This window comes from Achromobacter sp. D7-1 (assembly GCF_059760445.1).
The window spans coordinates 13037-31683 of sequence record NZ_JCBAMT010000050.1; the positions used below are offsets into that span (position 1 = coordinate 13037).

The 18647-nt window shown below is 64.7% G+C and carries 22 protein-coding genes; 12 read left to right on the plus strand and 10 right to left on the minus strand.

Annotated elements, in window-relative coordinates; all coding sequences use genetic code 11:
- The first annotated feature begins 4 nt into the window (after positions 1-4).
- Genes AC6LKD_RS20345 through AC6LKD_RS20355 form a run of 3 tightly spaced genes read left to right on the plus strand, consistent with a single transcriptional unit; the run spans position 5 to position 2072 of the window.
- Positions 5-619, plus strand: a complete 615-nt coding sequence (locus tag AC6LKD_RS20345; RefSeq protein ID WP_207468655.1) for a glutathione S-transferase — start codon at positions 5-7, stop codon at positions 617-619.
- A 10-nt stretch (positions 620-629) separates the two neighbouring features.
- Positions 630-1100 carry a type II 3-dehydroquinate dehydratase gene (locus tag AC6LKD_RS20350; protein ID WP_013391966.1) on the plus strand — a complete coding sequence of 157 codons (471 nt, stop codon included), beginning with the start codon at positions 630-632 and terminating at the stop codon, positions 1098-1100.
- Positions 1101-1112: 12 nt separating this feature from the next.
- On the plus strand, positions 1113-2072 hold the full coding sequence (locus AC6LKD_RS20355) for a 2-hydroxyacid dehydrogenase (protein ID WP_498117285.1): 960 nt from the start codon (positions 1113-1115) through the stop codon (positions 2070-2072).
- Between the two features lie 449 nt (positions 2073-2521).
- On the opposite strand, the gene AC6LKD_RS20360 is transcribed toward AC6LKD_RS20355, so the two are convergent.
- The 8 genes from AC6LKD_RS20360 to AC6LKD_RS20395 form a co-directional block, all read right to left on the minus strand.
- Positions 2522-3343: an ABC transporter permease gene (locus tag AC6LKD_RS20360; protein WP_013391968.1), complete on the minus strand. Its 822-nt coding sequence runs from the start codon at positions 3341-3343 to the stop codon at positions 2522-2524.
- Position 3344: 1 nt separating this feature from the next.
- Positions 3345-4199, minus strand: coding sequence for an ABC transporter permease (locus AC6LKD_RS20365; protein ID WP_013391969.1), 855 nt, complete (start codon positions 4197-4199; stop codon positions 3345-3347).
- A 71-nt stretch (positions 4200-4270) separates the two neighbouring features.
- Entirely contained in the window at positions 4271-5296 is a 1026-nt protein-coding gene (locus AC6LKD_RS20370; RefSeq protein ID WP_013391970.1) for an ABC transporter substrate-binding protein, read from the minus strand.
- Between the two features lie 25 nt (positions 5297-5321).
- Positions 5322-6107 (minus strand): amino acid ABC transporter ATP-binding protein, encoded by a 786-nt coding sequence (locus AC6LKD_RS20375; RefSeq protein ID WP_498117287.1) that lies wholly within the window; start codon positions 6105-6107, stop codon positions 5322-5324.
- A 38-nt stretch (positions 6108-6145) separates the two neighbouring features.
- Positions 6146-6835, minus strand: a complete 690-nt coding sequence (locus AC6LKD_RS20380) for an ABC transporter permease (RefSeq protein ID WP_013391972.1) — start codon at positions 6833-6835, stop codon at positions 6146-6148.
- Positions 6825-7538, minus strand: a complete 714-nt coding sequence (locus tag AC6LKD_RS20385; RefSeq protein WP_332012208.1) for an ABC transporter permease — start codon at positions 7536-7538, stop codon at positions 6825-6827. The genes AC6LKD_RS20380 and AC6LKD_RS20385 overlap by 11 nt, the downstream gene beginning before the upstream one ends.
- A gap of 87 nt (positions 7539-7625) precedes the next feature.
- On the minus strand, positions 7626-8417 hold the full coding sequence (locus AC6LKD_RS20390) for a transporter substrate-binding domain-containing protein (RefSeq protein ID WP_013391974.1): 792 nt from the start codon (positions 8415-8417) through the stop codon (positions 7626-7628).
- Positions 8418-8460: 43 nt separating this feature from the next.
- A complete protein-coding gene (locus tag AC6LKD_RS20395) occupies positions 8461-9258 on the minus strand; it encodes a maleate cis-trans isomerase family protein (RefSeq protein WP_013391975.1) in 798 nt (265 codons plus the stop codon).
- Between the two features lie 373 nt (positions 9259-9631).
- Here AC6LKD_RS20395 and AC6LKD_RS20400 point away from each other — a divergent pair, with 373 nt between their 5' ends.
- From AC6LKD_RS20400 to AC6LKD_RS20425, 6 genes are all read left to right on the plus strand, one after another.
- On the plus strand, positions 9632-10045 hold the full coding sequence (locus tag AC6LKD_RS20400; protein ID WP_013391976.1) for a RidA family protein: 414 nt from the start codon (positions 9632-9634) through the stop codon (positions 10043-10045).
- A 20-nt stretch (positions 10046-10065) separates the two neighbouring features.
- The gene (locus AC6LKD_RS20405; RefSeq protein ID WP_498117288.1) at positions 10066-10737 is read left to right on the plus strand and encodes a DUF1028 domain-containing protein; all 672 of its coding nucleotides are present in this window, start codon (positions 10066-10068) and stop codon (positions 10735-10737) included.
- Between the two features lie 176 nt (positions 10738-10913).
- Positions 10914-11879, plus strand: coding sequence for a LysR substrate-binding domain-containing protein (locus AC6LKD_RS20410; protein WP_498117289.1), 966 nt, complete (start codon positions 10914-10916; stop codon positions 11877-11879).
- A 46-nt stretch (positions 11880-11925) separates the two neighbouring features.
- Positions 11926-13101, plus strand: coding sequence for an acetylornithine deacetylase (gene argE, locus AC6LKD_RS20415; RefSeq protein ID WP_498117290.1), 1176 nt, complete (start codon positions 11926-11928; stop codon positions 13099-13101).
- A gap of 126 nt (positions 13102-13227) precedes the next feature.
- Entirely contained in the window at positions 13228-13494 is a 267-nt protein-coding gene (locus tag AC6LKD_RS20420) for a hypothetical protein (RefSeq protein WP_498117291.1), read from the plus strand.
- Between the two features lie 41 nt (positions 13495-13535).
- Positions 13536-14102 carry a GrpB family protein gene (locus AC6LKD_RS20425; RefSeq protein WP_498117292.1) on the plus strand — a complete coding sequence of 189 codons (567 nt, stop codon included), beginning with the start codon at positions 13536-13538 and terminating at the stop codon, positions 14100-14102.
- A gap of 31 nt (positions 14103-14133) precedes the next feature.
- On the opposite strand, the gene AC6LKD_RS20430 is transcribed toward AC6LKD_RS20425, so the two are convergent.
- Together AC6LKD_RS20430 and AC6LKD_RS20435 are read right to left on the minus strand one after the other, a co-directional pair.
- Positions 14134-15342, minus strand: coding sequence for an NAD(P)/FAD-dependent oxidoreductase (locus tag AC6LKD_RS20430; protein ID WP_498117293.1), 1209 nt, complete (start codon positions 15340-15342; stop codon positions 14134-14136).
- A gap of 155 nt (positions 15343-15497) precedes the next feature.
- Positions 15498-15677 (minus strand): hypothetical protein, encoded by a 180-nt coding sequence (locus tag AC6LKD_RS20435; RefSeq protein ID WP_498117294.1) that lies wholly within the window; start codon positions 15675-15677, stop codon positions 15498-15500.
- A gap of 272 nt (positions 15678-15949) precedes the next feature.
- On the opposite strand from AC6LKD_RS20435, the gene AC6LKD_RS20440 reads away from it, so the two are divergent.
- The 3 genes from AC6LKD_RS20440 to AC6LKD_RS20450 all read left to right on the plus strand — a co-directional run bounded on the left by AC6LKD_RS20440 (position 15950) and on the right by AC6LKD_RS20450 (position 18638).
- A complete protein-coding gene (locus AC6LKD_RS20440) occupies positions 15950-17089 on the plus strand; it encodes a CaiB/BaiF CoA transferase family protein (RefSeq protein ID WP_175213885.1) in 1140 nt (379 codons plus the stop codon).
- Positions 17090-17130: 41 nt separating this feature from the next.
- On the plus strand, positions 17131-17772 hold the full coding sequence (locus AC6LKD_RS20445; RefSeq protein ID WP_013391985.1) for a TetR-type transcription factor C-terminal domain-containing protein: 642 nt from the start codon (positions 17131-17133) through the stop codon (positions 17770-17772).
- Between the two features lie 95 nt (positions 17773-17867).
- The gene (locus AC6LKD_RS20450) at positions 17868-18638 is read left to right on the plus strand and encodes a crotonase/enoyl-CoA hydratase family protein (RefSeq protein WP_013391986.1); all 771 of its coding nucleotides are present in this window, start codon (positions 17868-17870) and stop codon (positions 18636-18638) included.
- Positions 18639-18647 lie beyond the last annotated feature (9 nt).

Genomic DNA, 18647 nt, shown 5'->3' on the forward strand with positions numbered 1-18647 from the left:
TGGATTGAAACTACTCTATGCCCCGACATCTCCTTTCGTGCGCAAGGTGATGGCTTGCGCGCACCTGACCGGCCAGGCTGAACGGATCGAATGGCTGGCCAGCGCTGCGCATCCGGTGAACCGCGATGCGCGCATCGCCGCCCACAATCCGCTGGCCAAGGTGCCGACCCTGATCCTGCCGGACGGCAGGGCGCTCTACGACAGCCGCGTGATCTGCGAATACCTGGCCGGTGCCGCCGGTGACACGCAGCTGTTTCCGGCTGGCGAGGCGCGCTGGCTGGCATTGACGCGCCAAGCGCTGGGCGACGGCCTGCTGGATGCCGCGCTGCTGGCGCGCTACGAACACACGGCCCGGCCGGCCGAAATCCAATGGCCGCAGTGGCGCGAGGCGCAGCTGGTCAAGGTGCAGGCCTGCCTGACGGAAATCGAGGCGCAGGCCGACAGTCTGCCGCAAGCGCATCCGAGCATCGGCGACCTGACCATCGGCTGCGCCTTGGGATATCTGGATTTCCGTTTTCCCGAGCTGGACTGGCGCGCTGCGCATCCACGCGCCGCAGCGTGGTTCGCCGAGTTCAACCAATTGCCTGCCATGCAGGCGACCCTTCCCCACGAAACCTGAGACAGCCGCCATGACGACGCCGAGCGCGACCCCATCATCCTCCACCGTCTGGTTCCTCAACGGGCCGAACGCCAATCTCTACGGACTGGATGCCAACAAGACCTACGGTTCGGACAGCTTTCCCGTGTTGCAGCAGCGCTGCGAAAGCAAGGCTGCCTCGCTGGGCATCCAGCTGAACTTCGTCCAGTCCAACCACGAAGGCCAGCTGGTCGACTGGATACAGGAAGCCCGCGGCAGCGCGCAGGGCGTCATCATCAACGCGGCCGGCCTGACCTATTCATCGGTGCCCATCCTCGATGCCTTGCTATCCTTCCCGGGCAGGATCATCGAGGTCCACATGAGCAATATCTGGCGGCGCGAGGCCTTCCGCCATCATTCGTATATTTCCAAGGCCGCCGATGGCGTCATCGCGGGGCTGGGCGGCGATGGCTATGAACTGGCCATCGAGGCCATGTCCCGCCTGATAAACCGCAGTACCTGAGGTAGACCGCCCATGCATGCATCCTCCCGCCCCACCGTGTCGGGCGCCATGATCTTCTACAGCGAATTCGACGACTACACGGCCTGGCGCGACGCCATGCAGGCGCGCCTGCCGGACCTGCGCATGGTGCATGGCAGCGAAGCGCATGATCCGGCCAGCATCCATTACGCGCTGGCCTGGAAGGCGCCGCAGGGCTTCTTCGATCGCATGAAGAACCTGCGCCTTATCGTGAATCTGGGCGCGGGCGTGGATTCGCTGGTGGGCCGCGAGGACCTGCCGGCCGGCGTGCCCATCACCCGCATCACCGATCCCAATATGGCGCGCATGATGGCGGGCTACGTGCTGTTCGCCGCGTTGCGCTATGCGCGCGACATTCCATATTTCGAAGCGGCGCAGCGCCGGGGCGAGTGGGCCTACCGCCATCCGCGTTCGCCCGAGGACGTGCGCGTGGCGGTACTGGGCCTGGGCGAGCTGGGCGCCTGCGCGGCGCAGGAGCTGCGCCGCCAGGGGCTGACGGTGCTGGGCTGGTCGCGCAGTCCGCGCAACATCGAGGGCGTCGAGTGCCACAGCGGCATGGAATCGCTGGACACGGTGCTGTCGCACGCCGACATACTGGTGGTGATGCTTCCGCTGACGCCGCAGACTCGCGGCCTGCTGGATCGCGAGCGCTTGCAGCGTCTGCCCCGCGGAGCGGCCCTGATCAATGTGGCCCGGGGCGCGCTGGTGGACCAGGCCGCCCTTACCGATCTGCTGCGCAGCGGTCATCTGGGCGGCGCGACGCTGGACGTGTTCGAGCGCGAGCCCCTGCCAGCTGGCGACCCGCTCTGGGCGATGGACAACGTGCTGATCACGCCGCACCTGGCTTCGGTGGCCATTCCAGCATCGGCCGCCGGACAGATTGTCGACAACATACTGCGCGTCAGCCAGGGCCTGGAGCCCGCCAATCGCGTCGATCCCGCGCGCGGCTATTGAGGTTGGGCCTTGCGGAGGTCAGGGTTCTTTAGCCGCCGAGGCTGCCCTGCGCCATTCCGATGCTCGCCCCGGTGGGGCTGCGCTTCGGAATCCCGCAGTCCGGACGCCGGCGACTCAAGAACCCTACCTCACAGAACCGAAGTGAGGAGCGGCAGCGCTTTGAGCTTGCGGATGTCAGGGTTCTTTAGCCGCCGAGGCTGCCCTGCGCCATTCCGATGCTCGCCCCGATGGGGCTGCGCTTCGGATGGCTCCGGGGTCCTCGGCTGGCAGTCGCCCAATGCGTTGGTTTTGGACCCCGTTCATGGGCAGATAGCGTGAGTCGGTGGCCGGGCGGAGGGATCCGAAGCGCAGCCCCACCGGGGCGAGCATCGGAATCCCGCAGTCCGGACGCCGGCGGCCCAAGAACCTGACCTCACAAAGCCAATCGGCAACATTCCACCCAGAACTCTCTAGTGGTTGTCCTCGATATTGAGGATCCTGCCCAGCCCCAGGAAGCGATTGGCGAAGATCAACAGGGTGGCGGTCACCACGATGTACACCACCGACAGCGCGGCCAGGGTCGGATCGGCGAACTCGCGCACATAGTTGTACATGGTCACCGGCAGGGTCTGCGTGTTCTGGGTGGTCACGAACAGCGACGCGGTGAACTCGCTGAACGACATGATGGCCGCGAACAGCCACCCGCCGAACAGACCGGGCGCCAGCAAGGGCACCGTGATCGTGAACAGCACCCGCACCGGCGAGGCGCCCAGGCTGGCGGCGCTCTGCTCCAGGCGCTCATCCAGGTTCTCCATCGAAACATAGACGCTGCGCAGCACGAAAGGCAGGACGAGCATGACGTGGCACAGGATCACAATGCCGTAGCCGCGGTCCACGTTCAGCTGCGCCGCCAGGATCAGCAGGCCCAGCCCCACCGTGAAATGCGGAATCACCAGCGGCGAAAGCAGGATGGCTTGCAGGATGTTCTTGCCGGGGAACGCCATGCGCTTTACCGCGATCGCCAGGCCGGTCCCGATGATCAGCGCCAGCACCGATGACCAGAGCGTAACTACCATGCTGGCGTGAAAGCCGTCACGGAAATCGGAGTAGGTGAACACGCGCTCGAACCAGCGCCAGGACCAGGCCTGCGGCGGAAAGGTGAGCAAGGCCTTGTCATTGAACGAGGCCAGCACCACCACCACGACCGGCAGCAGCACGAAGGCAAGGATGAGCGTGATCAGGACGGGCGCCCCGACTCGCAGCCACAGGGGCAGGGATTTGCGGATACTCATGTCAGTGTCCTCCGATGGCCTTGAGGCGGCGCGTGACGCGGCCGAGCAGCATTAGCGAGATCGCCGTCAGGCCCAGGCCCATGACGCTCAGGCTGGCCGCCAAGGGAAAGTTCATGGATGAGAATCCCAACTGGTAGACCAGCGTGGAGACGGTCGGCACGCGGCCCCCGCCTATCATCTGCGGCGTGGCGAAGGCGCTGAAGGTCCAGGCGAAGGACGTAGTGATGCTGGCCAGGATGCCTGGCATGGACAGCGGCAGGGTAATGGTCAGGAAGGTGCGCACCGGCCCCGCGCCCAGGCTTTCGGCGGCCTTTTCGTAATCGCGGTCGATGTGCGAGATGGCGGTGGCCAGCATCAACACGACCACGGGGATGGTGACATGCACCAGCGCCACCAGCACGCCGAGGTGGCTGAACATCAGCGTCAGCGGCGTGTCTATCATGCCCAGCTTGAGCAGCATCGAATTGATGAATCCCGTGCTGCCCAGCACGATGATCCAGGAATAGGTGCGCACGATTTCGCCCAGGAAGAGCGGCGTGATGGAAACGATCAGGATGAAAGACTTGATGTAGCGGTTGCGTACCCTGACCAGGGCGTACGCCAGCGGATAGGCCACGAGCAGGGAGCAGACCGTGGTTTCGACGCTCAGGCGCAGGGTGTTGGTAAAGGCATCGAGATAGATCTGCTTGCCCAGGCCCGAGAAGTTATTCAGCGTCAGGCCGCCGACATCCAAGGAGCCGGGAATGAAGGTGCGCAAGCTGTACTGCAGCACGGCCGCCATGGCGACGCAGATGCACAGCGCGATGAAGCTTGCCGGGGAGATCAGCCATCCCCTCAGTGTGGAACGCGCATCCATGGTGTACCCATCCATCGTGTACGGTGAGAACGAGGAGAGGCCGCGGACCGTGAGGCCGCGGCGTCCGGCAATCAGTTCATGATGTTCTCGGTGAACCACTTGCGCCACTCGGCGGTCTTCTCGGCGCGCAGCTTGTCGTCGATGACGATGGCCTGGGTATCCCATTGCTGCTTGGTCGTGAATACGCCAGGAAGCGCGGCGTCTTCGGGCGAGACCTTGGCGTCGTCGACCACCGGGCTGGCTTTCTTGGCGGCCACGATCTTGGCCTGCACCTCTGGCGACAGCGCGATGTTCATGAACTTATAGGCCAGGTCGGTTTTGGCGCTGCCTTTCATGATGGCCATGGTGTCCACGCCCAGCACCGCGCCTTCCTTGGGCATTGCCACCTTGATCGGCACGCCTTGGCCGATCATGTAGTACGCATTCATGGACAGCACGATCTGCACCGGCGTCTCGCCGGCGGCGATCAGTTGCTGGCTGTTGGCGTCGTTGGTGTAGAAGGCCTTGAAGTTGGGTTTCAGGGCCTTGAGCTTGTCCTGGCCTTTTTCCCAAGTGCGGGCGTCGCCGCCAGAGAGCAAGGCTGAAATGTCGATGATGTGGCTGGGATCGAAATCCGGCGCCGACAGCTTGTTTTTCAGCGCCGGATTCCAGAGGTCGTTCCAGCTGTTGAAGGTGATGCCGGGTGGAATCAGGTCGGGGCGATAGCCGATGGTGTACACATACGCCCAGCTGCCGATGTGGTACGGGCTGATCCTGGCCCGGTCGACCAGGTGCGAGTAATTGGGAATCTTGCTCAGGTCGAGCTTCTCGTACAGGCCGGCATTGACATAAAGCCAGCCGATGTGCGACGTGGTGAAGGTGATGTCGCTTTCCGGCTTGGTGGCGAGTTTGGCTTTGTTCAGGCGGTCTATGGTGCCGCCCGTGATGTACTTCACCGGCACGCCGGTCTGCCGTGTGAACTCCTTGCCGATGCTCTCGTCGATGAGATCGCGGAAGCTTCCGCCCCAGGTGCTTACCACCAGGGCATCCTGCGCTTGCGCCGTGCCGGCGAGAGCCGCGCCGGCAAGCATGCCCGCGCAAATGAGTCTTTTGATCATGACAACCCCTTGTCTATGTGGCCGACTACAAAACCTGCTCCAGGAAATTCCTCAGGCGCTCGCTCCTGGGCGAGGCAAAGAACTGTTCGGCGGGCGCCGTCTCGATGATTTCGCCCCGCTCCATGAAGACGCAGCGGTCAGCGACTTTGCGGGCGAAGCCGATCTCGTGGGTGACGCAGATCATGGTGATCCCGGTCTGCGCCAGGTCCTCCATGATGCGCAATACGGAGCCGACCGACTCCGGATCGAGCGCCGATGTCGGTTCGTCGAAAAGCATGATGCGCGGACGCAGGCAAAGGGCGCGGGCGATGGCCACGCGCTGCTGCTGTCCGCCAGAAAGCTGGATCGGATACTTGTCGGCCTGTTCGATCACATTGACCTTGGCGAGGTACTCGCGTGCCGTCTGTTCGGCCTCGGGCGTGGACATCTTCAAGGCGACCTTCAACGCGAAGGTGCAATTGGCCAGCACCGTCATGTGCGGAAAAAGATTGAAGTTCTGGAACACCATGCCCAATTGGCACCGGACTTTTTCCACGTCCTGGGGGTGGCGGGTCAGCGCGGTGCCATTGACGTGGATGTCGCCGGAGTCATGCTGCTCCAGATGGTTGATGCAGCGGATGAGCGATGACTTTCCGGATCCGGAAGGCCCGCAAAGGACGACGATTTCGCCATTGGACACCTCGAGGTGGATATCCCGCAGGGCGTGGAAGGCGCCGTAGAACTTGTTCAATCCCGAGATGGATACCGCGGGCGCGCAGTCGGCAAGGGCGGAGGAGTAAGGCGGCGTGATGCTGGACAGGATGGCAGTCATGATGATTCGCGCTCTGGTGGACGGTCGGCCGGGGCGGTTCAGATTCTGACGAGATAGCGGTTCAGCCTGCGATCCGCGATCGAGAACCCAAGACGTATGCTGTTGGTGATGCACCAATAAATGGCCGCCGCCGTGATCAAGGGCGTGAACGGGTCATAGGTATAGTCGAATACGGTGTTGGCGGCCGCGGTAAGGTCGACCAGCGTGATGGCGCTGACGGCCGCCGTGCTCTTCACCATGATCAGCAACTCATTCTGATAGGCGCGCAGCACGTAGCGCGCGACCAGAGGGATGCGCAGGCGGAACAGGATTTGCGCAGGCTTCAGGCCCAGGGTCTGTGCGGCTTCGATGGTGCCCTTGGGAATCGCCGCCAGCCCGCCACGGATGATCTCGGCCATGAAGCCCGAGTGGGTCAGTGCCAGGCCCAGCCACGCGCAGACATAGGCGTTGGAAAAGACGTTCCAAAGAAAGGTGTCGCGCACGATGGAGAACTGGGGCAGTCCGCTGTAGATCAGATACAGCAGCACCAGGCTGGGCACGCCGCGGAAGAAGCCGATGTAGCTGCTGGCGAAGAGGGCGCGCGGGCCTGGCCGGAAGCTCGCCAGGGCGACCGGCAGCGCCAGCAGCAGGCCGATGACCAGCACAGGCAGCAGCACGGCGAATGTGGTGCCGGCGCCCGCCAGCAATTTGGGCAAGCTGTCCCAGGCTACCTGGAAGTCAAAGTGCATGCGAGGCTCCCTTGGTCACGACGGGATGGAAGCCGCGCGCCGCCCATGTTTCGACGCGGCGGGCCACGTAATAGGTGAGCCAGGTCATCATGAGGAAGAAGGCGGCGGCGAGCAGGTAGTAGACGAAGGGTTCCTTGGTCACGCCGGACGCGAGCTTGGCGTAGGCCATGATTTCCTTCAGGCCGATCAGGGAAATGAGGGCGGTGTCCTTGAGCACGACGATCCACATATTGGTCATGCCGGGCAGGGCCAGGCGCAGCATCTGCGGCAGGATCACCTTCAGCCAGATGGTGGTGCGCGGCACCAGCAGCACCCGTGCGGCTTCGAACTGTCCGTGGGGCACGTTCTGGATCGCGCTGCGTATCAGGTCGGCCAGGTAGGCGCCGTAGACCATGCCCAGCGCCGCCACCGCGGCCATGAAGGGCGTGATCTCGACACGCTGGCCGACGCCGAACGGCGCGAGCAGGCTGGCGACAATCTCCGAGCCGCCGTAGTAGAACAGGAAGCCGACCAGCAGCGAGGGCACGCCCGTGAAGATGGAGGCGTACGGAATCCAGATGATCCTGGCCAGCAGTGTTGGCCGCAGCGTGATCAGGGCAAAGAACGTTCCAATTGCGAGCGCCAGCAGATAGGCGCAGACGGCGACCTGGATCGTCATCAGCGCGCCGGTCGCGAGTTGCTGCACGAAACCCATCGAAGGCATGAGGCAGTCCTTGCAAGCATATGAAGAATTCCGCCCAGGCCCCGGCGGTCTGACGCCGGACGGCCCTGGCGGTGTGCGCGGATCCGGCTAGCGGCAGGCCGCCTCTTCGGGCAGGAGCTCCACTTCCATGTAGGGTTTGCGCAGCTTGGTGAAGGTGCAGTCCTTGATGATGGCGTCGACCGTGGCGCTCATGCGGTTGAGCAGTTCGCCGCTGTCCTTGCGGGCGATCCAGCTTGAGCCGGCTTCGCCGCCGCCGGTCCACAGGTCGCCGCCGGCGAATTTCCAGCCCTTGCCCTGGGGCTTGGACAGGAACTCGTTGGTCCAGCTGATCTTGGGGCCGAGACTCATATCCAGCCGGCCATTGGCCAGGTCGAGCCGGATCTGGTCGGGGTTGTCGTAGAACACGATCTGCACCGCGTTGCCGAATGTCTCGCCCACGTACTTGGCTTGCGCCGATCCGCGTTGCAGGCCGATGCGCACACCTTTGAGGCCTTCAGGCGTGAAGGTGTAGTTCTTCGCTTCTGGCACCACATAGGAGTCCGGGTTGAACAGCACCGGACGTCCGAACAGTACTTTTTCCTTGCGCTCCGGCAACGGTTTGGTCTGGCTGACCACGGCATCCAGCTTCTTCTGCAGCAGCGCCGGGATCAGGGCCTTGAAGTCCATCACCACGATTTCGCAATCGGCTTTCATCCGCTTGCACATCTCGCGCGCCAGATCGGGTTCGAAGCCCGTCAGGCGGCCCGAGGGGTCGACCATGCTGAACGGCGGATAGCTCCCCTCGTTGCCCAGCACCAGTTTCTCGGCCTGGGCGGGCGCCAGGGCGAACAGCGAGGCGCCCGCGAGCGTCAGCACCGTGATGGTTTTTTGAAGATGCATTTTTATTCCCCTTGTTTATTGGTCATGCACTTCGGCGAAGTGCTTACATCGTGTTGTCCCTGGACAGGTTGGCGTTGAACAGCGACCCGTAGCCGGGCTTGGCGCCTGCCGCGCCGGTGAGATCCAGGCAGTGCCAGAACGAGGCCTGGATGGCCGAGATCACCGGCTTGCCGAGCTTCTGCTCCAGCGCCTCGATGGCCCCGACGGTCCTGAAGTTGGTGCACGAGACGAAGATGGCCGTCGCGTCGGGGTGGTCGACCGAGAGCACGTGGTCGTAGACTTTCTCCAGCGATACCTCGGCCAGCGCGTGGTCATCCGAGATGCCGAGGCAGGCGCTCTTGACGACCTCGTGGCCGTTTTCCTGCAGGAAGCGGATGGCGCGCTCGTGGATCTCCGGGAGATAGGGCGTGGCCAGCGCAACCTTGCCGGCCTTGACCTTCTTCAATGCTGCGAGCGTGGCGGTGGAGGCCGTGGTGATCATCGGCCCCGGCACCCACTGCCGCAGCTTCTGGATCAGAGCCTGGTCGTAGGCCGTGCCATGCAGAAAGGAGGCGCTGGTCCCGCCGAACAGCAGCACGTCGATCGGGGCGGCGCCGGCCAGGCGAGCGGCCTGTTCGAGCTCGGGGGCGTTCATCATCTCCTCGATGCCCTGCACGGTGACCTTGGGCAGCTTGATGCGCGCCGTATGGGTGGACACGCCGCGGGCGGACATGGCCCACATTTCTTCTTCCATCACGACGCTGGAGGCGATGTAGATCAGGCCGATGCGGGCAAGGTCGCCAGAGCCGTCGTAGCGGAATCGGGGATAGGCGGCTTGCGCGGGAGTTGAGGCGGTGTTCATCCGGATCCTCTGTAAGGGGAGGTTGCTTCAGATGGCGTCGGTCATCGATCCGGGGCCGGGCATCGCCGCGACTGCCGCACCGGCCGCGCCAGCGAAAGCCAATAATGAGAGAGACGATCCGAGGGACCAAGTCGCCTTTTCCGTTGGCATGAATAGATTTTCCTGATGGCCTGGCGAGGCCCCCGAAGGCATGGTGAGGCTCATCGTCGCGAGCGTCGCCCGCGTCAGGATTTCCGAGACGGGACACCAGAAAAAACAAATAGGCTGCGGCCCCGCTTGGGCAGACCATCAGCGGGCAGGTCAAGGCCTTGGGCCATGCTGTTAGCCAGGCAGGCGTGGGGTCTCCGGATAAACCCTAATACTGATACGAGCCATGAAGCATAAGCGCATACGCACCTTCAATACCAAGGCGACCTACCCCGAACAGAAACTCGACAACGATCTGTGCCAGGCCGTCGTCGCGCGCGGCAGTACGGTCTTCTTGCGCGGGCAGATCGGCCAGAACCTGGACACGTCCGAGAGCGTCTGCATCGGCGATGCCGCAGGCCAGACCGAGCAGGCGATGAAGAACATCGACATGTTGCTCAAGGAGGCCGGCGGCGAACTGCAGGACATCTGCAAGATCACGATCTACATCATCGACCCCCGTTATCGCGAGGAGGTCTATCGCGTGGTCGGAAAATGGCTCAAGGGCGTGTTCCCGGTATCCACCGGCATCGTGGTATCGGCGCTGGCGCGTCCCGAATGGCTGGTGGAAATCGACGCGACTGCCGTTATTCCGGATTGACGCCACAGGAGGCCCAGGTCATGACTTTCTCCATTATTGCCCGCTGTCCGGCCACCGGCCAATTCGGCGCGGCCGTTTCGTCCTCTTCGCCCGCGGTCGCGGCGCGCTGCATCCGCGCGCGAGCGGGAGTGGGCGCGGCGGTCAGCCAGAACATCACCGATCCCGCCCTGGGGCCGCTCATCCTTGATGCAATGGGCCAGGGCCACTCGCCCCAGCGCGCCTTGCAAGTCCTGGCCGAACGCCCCTTTATCAGCTACCGGCAATTGATGGCGATCGACGCCACGCAGGCGCCGGCCATCTTCACGGGCGCGAACGCGTTGGGCCGGCTGGCCAGCGCGCAGGGCGAGCACGCCGCGTGCGCCGGCAATATGCTGGCGTCGCTGGATGTACCCGCCGCCATGCTGGCGGCATTCGAGCAAGCGTCGGGCGCGCTGGCCGAGCGCCTGATGCAGGCCATGTTGGCGGGCCAGGCTGCTGGCGGCGAAGAGGGGCCGGTGCATTCGGCCGGGCTGCTGGTGGTGGCGGACCTGGACTGGCCCATCGTCGACCTGCGCATGGACTGGGTGGAGCAATGTCCAGTCGAAACGCTTTACGAGGCCTGGAAGGTCTACGAGCCGCAGATCCAGGATTACATCACCCGCGCCAGGGACCCGCGCGCCGCGCCGAGTTTCGGCGTGCCAGGCAATCTGTGACCGCTTGCGCCAGCCGGCTAGTGCGAGAAAACCCGAGGAGCGCCATGCCCCCTTATCCGGGCATAGTGGATACACTTTTGCTCGGTGCGGCTGATGCCAGCGCCGGGCCACGGTGGCGGCCCGCAAGGCGGAACGCCACCTCCCTCCAGCCTGCTCCAGTTTTCTCATTTCGGACTATGCTCAATCGCATTTCGCTGCGCCAGATGGAGTACTTCGTTGCCACGGCCAAGCATGGCAGTATCGCCGCGGCATCCAGCCAGATCCACATCTCGGCGCCTTCGATTTCGGCCGCCATCGCGCATGTCGAAACCGAGCTGGACGTGCAGTTGTTCGTGCGGCATCCGTCCAAGGGCCTGGCCCTGACGGTGCTCGGCCAGCAGGTCATGAGCGAATGCGAAGACCTGCTCGAGCGCGCGTCGCGTCTCTACAAGATCGCGTCGGTTTCCAGCAATGCCATCCAGGGCACCTTGCGCGTGGGCTGCTTCCAGTCGCTCACGGCCATGATCGCGCCCGAGGTGATCTTCGGATTTTCACGGGCATTCGCCAAAGTCGAGCTGCATATGACCGAAGGCGACCAGCAGTTGCTGATCGACAAGCTGCACTCGCTGGAGATCGACGTTGCGCTGAGTTACGACCTGAGACTGGGCGACGAAATATCGTTCGAGGCGCTAGCGCGCCTGCCGCCGCATGTGGTGGTCAGCGAACTGCATCCGCTGTCGCAGCAGATCGCGGTGACGCTGGAAGAGCTGGCCCGCCTGCCCATGGTGTTGCTGGACCTGCCCTTGAGCCGCGATTACTTCATGTCGCTATTCGCGAAGTTCGGCCTGGAGCCGAACATCGTGGCGCGCTCACGCTCGGAGGAAGTGGTGCGGTCCATGGTCGCCAACGGAATCGGCTATGCCTTGTTCAACGTGCGGCCGAAGTCCACGCAAGCGCTGGATGGCAAGAGGCTGGTGCGGCTGCGCCTGGTGGGTGAACACCGCCCCATGCTGCTGGGCCTCACCACTTACAAGCCGATGAAACCGTCGCGCCTGACGGAGGTGTTCATGCAGCGCTGCCGCGCCTATATCTCCGATCAGTACATTCCAGGCATGAGCGAAGGCAGTTTCTTCGACCCGTACGTGCCTCCTGAAAGCAAATGAACCGGCGGCGCGCTCGTGCGCCGTCCGCCTCCTGCAGGTCCATGCCATGAGCACACCGACCCCCGACAACAGTCCAGACCTATTGCGCGAGCTGCTCGCGTTTCAATCCGTCACGTTGACGCCCAATATCGAACTGATCGAGCGCGTGCGGGAGCTGCTGGCGCAGGCCGGCATCGCGTCCACGCTGGCGGCGGACCCGCAAGACGCCCGGCGGAGCAATCTGTTCGCGTCCGTCGGCCCCTTGGATGTACCCGGCATCCTGCTCTCCGGCCACACCGACGTGGTCCCCGTGGCAGGCCAGCCCTGGACCTCGCCGCCCTTCGAGGCGACCGTGCGCGATGGGCGCATCTATGGGCGGGGCAGCGCGGACATGAAGGGCTTCGTCGCCTGCGCCGTGATGGCCATGATCCGCGCGGCCCATCAGCCTCTTGCGCGGCCCTTGCATCTGGCGCTTTCGTTCGATGAGGAAATCGGCTGCGTAGGGGTGCGCCATCTGCTGCGCGCGCTGGAACACATGAAGCCGGCTCCGCTGCTCTGCGTGGTGGGCGAGCCCACGCTGATGAAGATCGGCACCGGCAACAAAGGCAAGGCGGCCTATCGGGCCATGTGCTGCGGCCAGGCGGGCCACTCCGGGCTGGCGCCGTTTTTCGTCAATGCCATCCATACGGCCAGCGATCTGATCGGCGCGCTGCGTGACGTGCAGCAGGACCTTGCCGAACACGGTCCGCGCGAAGCCGGCTATGACGTGCCGTACACGACGGTGCATGCAGGCACCATCAAGGGCGGCACGGCGCTCAACATCGTGCCGGCGGAATGCGAAGTCAATTTCGAGATCCGCAACGTCGCGCAGGATGACCCGAATCGGATCCTGGCGCGGGTGCTGGAGTTGACCAGGGCGAAAATGCGCGCCGCGGGCGCGCGGGCGGATGCCGCCCCGCCTCGGATCGAGCTGGTCAACAGCTATCCTGGCCTTGCCACGGCGGACGATTCGGCGGCCGTCGCGCTGCTGGCCTCATGGCTGCCGCCAGACACGCCGCTCACCAAGGCCGCCTTCGGTACCGAAGGCGGGCTGTTCCAGCAGCTATGGGCGCAAACCTCGGTGCTGATCTGTGGGCCTGGCAGCATCGAGGTGGCGCACAAGGCCGATGAGTACGTCGAGCTTTCGCAGCTGGAGGCCTGCGACGCCATGCTGGAGAAGTTGACGCAGTATCTGACGATTTGATCCGCTTACAAATCACGACGCGGCTCGCACCTGGCGGCCGGCAACGTTTCGAAGCAATTGCCCGTGGAACCCTGAATTCAAGAGCCTGCTATAAAGTCGGCTACAGCTTTTCTGTAGGGCCAGGAAATGTCCATTCAAATGTTGAGCCGCTGGGGTGTGGCGCTTTTTGCGGCTGTGCTGATGGCCGGCTGCTCTTCGAGCGGTCCCAAGACTTCGGATCAAGGTTCCAAATCGTATTCCGCCACCGCCCGCGCCGAAGGCGAGTGTGCGAAGCGCAGCAAGTGCATCTATAAAGGCGCGTACGAATCAGGCGAACGCAACTACGCCGAAGCGGAAGCCAAGCGCCTGAACATCGCCGAACTGGAGCGCCTGCGCCGCGCTTTCGGCAATTGAAACTGGCAGGAAACCGGCGCGCGCCCACGCCCGAAGAAATCATGCGGCACTACGACGCGGACCCGGACGAGGATCCCTGGGTTCGGGGCAAGCCTGCGCCGGAACTGGTCGCGGTCGTACCCTATGACCCCGATTGGCCGGTCCGCTATGGCCGGCTTGAGTCGCAGGTGCGCGAGGCGTTGGGACCGGTCGCGCTGGCGGTCGAGCATATGGGTTCGACGGCGGTGCCGGGCCTGCCGGCCAAGCCGGTGATAGATATCGATCTGACGGTAGCCGACCCCGTGCAGGAGGACGCTTATGTCCCCGCCCTGGAGGCGGCGGGTTATCTGCTGGTCTTGCGGGAGCCGTCCTGGCACCAGCACCGCCTGCTGCAGTTGGCCGCTCCGCGCGTGAACCTGCACGTGTTTGGTCCGGATTGCCCCGAGAACATCCGGCACCGGATGTTCCGCGACTGGCTGCGCCAGCATGATGCCGACCGCGATCTGTACGCCCAGGCCAAGCGCGAGGCGGCGGCCGGGGTGATGCAGGTCATGGAGTACAACAAGCGCAAGGAGGCGGTCCTGCGCCAGATCTACGAGCGCATGTTCCGCGCCGCCGGCTTCATCTGAGGCGCGGCGGCCCGGATCATCCCTGTCCGCTTCAGTAGTGGCTCTTGAGTGGTACGGCCGGGTCGGCCAGCACGTCACGGGGCAGGTTCAGCCCCAGTTCCAGCAGCTTGCGCGCGGCCAGGTGGTCCATTGGCGCGTTGATCGATTCGACGCAGACCAGATGGCCGTCGGCGAAGTGCAGAATCGAGAAGCTGCCGGGCTTGGCGCCCGGACGCAGGACGCGTTCGGTATCCGGCGGCGCCAGGCCGGCGATCTGCAGGCGCAAAGCGCCTTGATCGGACCAGAACCAGGGCAGGGCGTGATACGGCGTCTTCGTGCCGAGCAGGACGCCGGCCAGGGTGCGGGCCTGGTCGTTGGCGTTCTGCACCGATTCCAGCCGCAAGGTCTTGCCCCAGCGCGCATACGGAAAGGACGTGCAGTCGCCGATGGCGTAGATGCCCGGCGCCGAGGTCTGCATCAGTCCGTCGACCACGATGCCGTTCAGGCAGTCCAGGCCGGCGGCTTGCGCCAGCGTGATCTCCGGTACCGCGCCGATGCCGGCGACCAGCAGGTCCACGGGATGTTCCACGTCATTGACCACGACGCTGCGCACGCGGCCGTTTTCCGTGCGGATGTGTTGCAGGTCGGAGGATAGGCGCAGGTCGACGCCGGAATCGTGCAGCACGCGGGCGACGTGTTCCGAGGCTTCGGGCGATACGGAGCGCGCCAGCAGGCGCGGCGCGGATTCGAAGACGGTGACCGGGCGGCCCAGGGCGCCAGCCGTCGCGGCGATTTCCAGGCCGATGAAGCCACCGCCCACGACCGTGACCGAAGGCGCATCCGCGATCGCGGCGCGCAGGCGCGCGGCGTCGTCGGCGTTGCGCAGGTAGATCAGGTTCTGCAGTTCGTCGGGCACGTCGGGCAGGCGCCGCGCGCGTGTGCCGGTGGCCAGCACCAGTGCGTCATAGTCGAGTTGCTTGCCTGAAGCCAGCGTCAGCCGGCGCGCGTCGCGGTCAATGCCGACCGCGGGGTCCGCCAGCAGGACTTGCACGCCGGCGTCGGCGTAGACCGCCTCGGCGCGCAGCAGCTGGATCGGAGCTTCCGGATCCTTGATGTAGGTCTTGGAGAGCGGCGGCCGGTGGTAGGGCAGCGAGGCCTCTTCGCACACCAGCGTCAGGCTGCCGGGAAAGCCGCCTTCTATCAGGCTGGCGCACAATTGCGCCGCCGCGTGGCCGCCGCCCACGATTACCACCTTCTCCATGCATGACTCCTGTTCTGCCTGGCCCGGTTTCGGGCCGAATCGGCAATCCTACCGCAGGTGGCGGTGGGAGGGGCTGCATGAAGGCGGCGGCGGGCGTTGCGTGTCTTGGGGGAAGGGTCAGGCTGGGGTGTTCGGTGCAGTTTTTGGGGACAGGGTCAAGCGCCTGGCAACATGTAGCGGGCGGAAACGGCCAGGATGCGCTGGGCCGATTCGCGCAGCCTGCGGGCTTCGCGGTGGGCGTTGAGGGAAACCGCGGCGTCGTAGCGGCGCGCGCTGAGCGGACCGGCCAGCAGCACCGGACGGCGGGTAAGGATGGGGGATATCAAGCGTTGCATGTGGAGCATTCCTGCGGGCGCCAGGCCCAGTCGATGCCAGCTATCGTAAGGCGGCCAGGGGCGGCGGCCAACGAATTACCTTTTATATGAATATCCGGCGCGTTCCTGGAAGTCAGGCGGGCTGGCGGATATCCGAACGGCAGTATCGCCCGCGAGTGTGACAGCCATATGCCAATGCTCCGCCACGTTCCAGGCGCGGCCGGAGCCGGGGCTTGTCAGTTCTAATACTACGCGGTAGCATTAAAAAAACGAATGCTGGATCGGAGACAAAAATGGCATTGCCCCTGGAAGGTCTGCTGGTGATCGCTGTGGAGCAGGCAGCCGCAGCGCCGTATGCCTCGTCGCGGCTGGCTGATGCCGGCGCGCGCGTCATCAAGATCGAACGCGCGGCCGGCGATTTCGCGCGCGGCTATGACGGGGCGGTCATGGGCGACAGCACATATTTCGTCTGGCTCAATCGGGGCAAGGAATCAATCGTTCTCGATTTCTCGCAGCCTGAGGATCTGGCGCTGCTGCGCACGCTGATCTTGCAGGCTGACGTGCTGATCCAGAACCTGGGCCCGGGCGCGGCGGAACGCGCCGGCTTCGGCTGGAAGGAAATGCGGGCCGCCAATCCCCGGCTGATTACCTGCGACATCACGGGCTATGGCGAGTCGGGCCCCTATGCGGAGATGCGCGCCTACGACCTGCTGGTGCAGGCCGAATCGGGCATCGCGTCGGTGACCGGCACGCCGGAGGCCCCGGGCAGAGTGGGCATATCCGCCTGCGATATCGGCACCGGCATGTATGCGCACGCGGCCATCCTGGAGGCGCTGTTGCAGCGCGAGCGGACAGGGCAGGGCAGCGCCCTGCACGTGTCGTTGTTCGACGCCATGGCCGACTGGATGACCGTGCCCCTGCTGCACTACGACTACGCCGGCACGGTGTGGCCGCGCGTAGGCCTCGGACATCCGACCATCGCTCCCTATGGCGCCTTCGCCTGCCAGGGCGGCCAGTCGCTCCTGATCGGCGTGCAGAACGACGGCGAATGGCGCCGCTTCGCTTGCGATGTGCTGCTGAAGCCCGAATGGGTCGACGACGAGCGCTACCGCAGCAATCGCGACCGCGTGCTGCATGCCGAGGAATTGAAAGCCGCAATCGAAGCTCTGCTGAGTACGGTGGCGCTGGAGGAATTGCGGCGGCGTCTGACGCTGGCGAAGATTGCCTATGCGTCAGTCAACGGCGTCAAGGAATTGTCGGCGCATCCGCACCTGCGCCGCTCGGAGGTACGCACCGCGCACGGGGTGGCGTCCATCGTGGCGCCGCCAGTCCAGATCCGGGGCGAGCCGCGCCGCCTGGGCGAAGTGCCCGCCATAGGCGCCCATACGCAGGCGGTCCGCGATGAGTTCGCGGGCGCCGGCCGGCAGGCCTGAGGGTAGAATTTCGCGTTTATTTCCGCCACAGCAAGGACATTATGGGACGGCCCAGCCTGATAGACAGCACGGAAGGGATCGAGAAGCGGCTCGCCATTCTCGATGCGGCCGCGTCCGTGTTCATGAACCTGGGCTTTTCAGCGGCGTCGCTGGACGACATCAGCGTAGCCTACGGTGCGACCAAAGGCATCATCTATTACTACTACCGCAATAAGTCGGCGCTGTTCTTCGCCGTGCAGCGGCGCGCGATGGAACTGACCCGCGAAGCGATCGAGCCGCATGCGCTGTCGGCCGAACGGCCGGCCGTCAAGCTGCGGAAGATGGCGCATGACCATACCGTGCTGATGATGGAGCATCTGGCCTACCTGCGCGTCGCGGCGCAAGGGTTGGAACTGCATCTGACGGGGCGCACCACCGCGTCCGAACGTGCCGAACTGGAGGAAATCCTCAAGTTGCGGGCGGCGAATGAAGCCTTGTATATGCGTGTAATCGAGGAAGGCGTGCAGTGCGGCGATTTCCGCGCCATGGACGCCAAGCTGCTGGTCAAGCCGCTGCTGGGGGCTTTGAACTGGACTTCGCGCTGGTATCACCCGCGCAAGAACGAAACCGCCAAGGACCGCGAGCGCGTTGCCAGCGAACTGGCCGGCTTTGCGGTCAGCGCCTTGTTGCCGCATCCGCAGTAAAGCCGGGCCGCGCGAACGGACCGTTCCGCGCGGCTTTTTTTCTAATCATTTTAATACTGCTTGGTATTATTCAAACTACAGGACGACAGCGATTCATGGCTCCGAAAATCCTGGTGGAACGCGCCGGTTTTGTGACCACGGTAATCATCAACCGGCCCGAGGTGCGCAATGCGTTGGATCGCGAGGCGGCCTCCGAACTGGCGCGAGCGCTGCGCGAATTCGATGCGGACGAACAGGCCCGGGTGGCCGTGCTGTGCGGCGCCGGCGGCGCCTTCTGCTCAGGCGCTGATCTGAAGGAATTGGCGGGAGGCACCGACTACGAGCCCTGGGCAGGCAGCCCGGACGGCCCTTTGCATGCGCCGCTGTCCAAGCCCGTCATCGCGGCGGTGGCGGGGCATGCCTGCGCGGGCGGGTTGGGCGTGGCGCTGTGGTGCGATCTGCGCGTCGCGGAGGAAAGCGCCTCGTTCGCCGTACTGTCGCGCCGTTGGGGCGTGCCGATGAGCGATGGCACGACCGTGCGGCTGCCACGCCTGATAGGCATGAGCCGCGCCCTGGACATGTTGCTGACCGCCCGTATTGTGCTGGCTCCGGAAGCCGAGCGCTTCGGGCTGGTAAACCGAGTGGTGCCGGATGGACAAGCGCGTGCCGAGGCCGAGGCGTTGGCACGTCAGATGGCGCAATTCCCGCAGATCGCGATGCGCTCGGACCGGCAATCGGCCTATGCCCAGATCGCCTTGTCCGAGCGCGATGCGGTGGCTGCGGAGATGGCCTACGCCGCCGCCGCGCGCAAGCTGGAGGCGCGCGCTGGCGCACAACGTTTCGAGCAGGGCGCGGGGCGCCATGGCGCCTTGCCCGAAGCCGATTAGGAGAGAACC